This is a genomic window from Dietzia cinnamea NBRC 102147, from assembly GCF_001571065.1.
GTDB classification, from domain to species: domain Bacteria; phylum Actinomycetota; class Actinomycetes; order Mycobacteriales; family Mycobacteriaceae; genus Dietzia; species Dietzia cinnamea.
In genome coordinates, this window is the sequence record NZ_BCSW01000114.1 from 1 (window position 1) to 2,785 (window position 2,785).

The window sequence follows — 2,785 nt, forward strand, 5'->3', positions numbered from 1 at the left end:
GAGACCAAACCCGCCCTCCACAGCGGGCCTGGTCGGCCAGGGTTTGACCAGCGGCAGCCACTGCTTTCCGGCGAGGGTGGCCAGCATGTCTCCGGTGGCGTACGCCGAATCGCCCAGCACCTCAATGTTCTCGACGTCTGTAGTGGTGGGATCTGTGGTGACCAGGTCCGCGCCGACAGTGGCATCGGAATTGTCCGGGCCGCTGGCCCGGGTCAGCCGGGTCGCGGTGGTCAAGCCGGTGTCGGGTTCGACCACGATGTGGGCTTTGAACCCGTCCTGGCGACGCTGCTGGGTCTTGTGCGCGTGCCGGGCATCAGGATCGACAGTGGAGATCACCCGATCCGGGGCGGTACGGCGCGCGATGCGCCACCGCCCGTCGGTGCCATCGGAATCCTCGGCCGGTTCGACGTCCTGACCGGCCACCAACGCCAAGAGAGCGACCGCCTCGGCCGGCCTGCCACCAGCGGCGGTGATCGCCTCGACGTTCAAAGCCTCCAGCAGTGCCAACGCATCGGCTACCAGGGCGGAGACCAGCTCGTCGCGGGCGGCCTGGTCGTCCCACGCGATACGTGGTTTGCCCGCCGTCTCGTATCCGTGGCCGGTCACCTGGGCCAGGCGGGTGCACACGCTGGCGATGAGGTCTTTGGCGTCGGGGACCTCGCGGCCCACCCGACGGATCTGGGCGATCAACTGGGTGATCGTGTCCTGACGGGCAACCGCATCGTCCAGCACCGTCGAGTCCAGTGCCCGGCGGGTCTTGGACTTGACCGCCCCGGTCTCGGCGATGACCTGACGTACCACCTCGAAGATCCGCTGCGGACGCTCGCTGGCCGCCAACCGGCGCCGCCAATAGGTCAACGTCGACGAGTCAAAGCCCTTCGCATCGACCGCGTACCCGCAGGCAGCCTTCCACCGCAGATCGAACGTCAACGCATCCACGGCCTCACGGTCCGAATGGCCGTACAGGGCTTGCAAGACGATGACGGAGGCGATCACCTCACCCGGGATCGACGGCCGGCCCCGACCCGACCGGAACAGGTCGGCGAACAACTCCGCCGGGAACAACCGGTCCCGATGCTCGGCCAGCAATGCGAACACGCTGCCGGGCTCGAGCAGATGCCCCGCCACCGACTCCACATCCAGCAATTCCCGTTGCCGATCCGACTCACCCTGCATACACGCAGTATTTCAGGCGCCCCGCCAACCCGAGGTGCGGACACCCGGATTGTTCAGCAGCCTCCTAGGGCGTGTCTCCCATAGCTGAGCGGTGACCCGCGAGACCGTGGCCGTATGGGACAGACGAAGTCACGATTTCGCCAGTTCACCGACGAGCAGTGGGAGCGGATAGAGCCCCTGCTGCCCTCGAACGAAGGGCGGCAGGGGCATCCGTTTCGCGACAATCGCAAAGTCGTCGAGGGGATCATCTACCGCTACCGAGCAGGTATTCCCTGGCGGGACCTACCTCGCGAGGAGTTCGGTGCGTGGCAGACCGTGTGGAAGCGTCACGCCCGCTACGCCCGGGACGGGACCTGGGATCGCATCCTGCACGTGATCCTGGCCGATGCCGACGCAGCCGGAAAGATCGACTGGAACGTCTCGGTCGACGCCACCATCTGCCGCGCTCATCAGCACGGCACAAATACAACGCGCCCTGAGCAGGACACAGGGGGCAGGGTCGAATCACAAGAACCGGCCCTTCCGGGACTGTGAACCCGCAGGTCATGGCATCGGTCGCTCGCGAGGAGGGCTGACCACCAAGATTCACAGTGCCGTCGACGGCCGCGGCCGACCGCTGGCGAACGTGATCACCGGTGGGCAACGAAACGACGGCGCGATGCTGGCCGAAGTCCTGGCCGACATCCACGTCCCACGCCACGGCAAGGGCCGACCCCGCACCCGCCCCGACGCGGTGATCGCAGACAAGGCCTACTCGTCTGGCACGATCCGCCGCCAGCTCCGCAGTCGCGGTATCGCCGCTGTCATCCCGGAGAAAAGCGACACCATCGCCGCTCGCGAACGCCGCGGCAGCCGCGGTGGCCGACCCCCGAAACTCGACACTGACCTCTACAAAGACCGAAACGTCGTCGAGCGTTCCTTCGCACTGGCCAAGCAATGGCGAGCGCTGGCCACCCGCTACGACAAACTGGCTCTTCCGGAATCAGAGTGCGTAGCTGGGGTTCGCCGGTGATGCGGTGAGGCACAAGATGTAGGGGTCCTGGGGCGTGTGAAAATGCAAGTTCCTACACCAGCACTTCGCATCCCCAGGACCCGCTTTGAACGCTACCGCCAGCCTGCTTGCCGACACCATCTGCCGCACCGTCGAACTTGGGGTGACCATCACCGACGCCGCCGTGGCCGACGAGCTCACGCACCTGTTCTGCGCCCCGGTCACACTGGACCCGATCTGCCCCGGGTGCGGGATGGCGGGGCGCCTGCGAGACCACGTCCAGCGGAAGGTCACGGATCTACCGATCGTCGGGCACCCGACCAGACTGCACGTGCGGGTACCGCGTTTTACCTGCGACAACACCGAGTGCGCTACGAGGATTTTCCAGCAGCGGATGCCGGCGTTGGCTGAGCCGAGGGCCAAGACCACCCGCCGTTGCAGCCGCTGGATCCTGCAGCGCTTGGCGATCGACCGCACCAGCGTGTCCGCCGTGGCCAAGGCCCTCGGGCTGGGGTGGGATCTGGTCAATGACCTGGCGGTCTCGGAGGTTCGCGCGATGGTCTACGAGCAGCCCGGACACTTCGATGGCGTCCGCGTTCTCGGTGTCGATGAGCACAA

2 protein-coding genes and 1 pseudogene are annotated in these 2,785 nt (G+C 66.5%); 2 read left to right on the top strand and 1 reads right to left on the bottom strand.

Annotation, left to right across the window (positions count from 1 at the left end; genetic code table 11):
- On the bottom strand, positions 1–1,176 hold a 1,176-nt coding region (locus DCI01S_RS16295; protein WP_061230186.1), incomplete at its 3' end, for an IS5/IS1182 family transposase.
- A 114-nt stretch (positions 1,177–1,290) separates the two neighbouring features.
- On the opposite strand from DCI01S_RS16295, the pseudogene DCI01S_RS17030 reads away from it, so the two are divergent.
- Both DCI01S_RS17030 and DCI01S_RS16310 read left to right on the top strand, forming a co-directional pair.
- Positions 1,291–2,188, top strand: a pseudogene (locus tag DCI01S_RS17030) (IS5 family transposase).
- Positions 2,189–2,273: 85 nt separating this feature from the next.
- A partial coding sequence (locus DCI01S_RS16310) for a transposase family protein (protein WP_167349583.1) occupies positions 2,274–2,785 on the top strand: 512 nt, incomplete at its 3' end.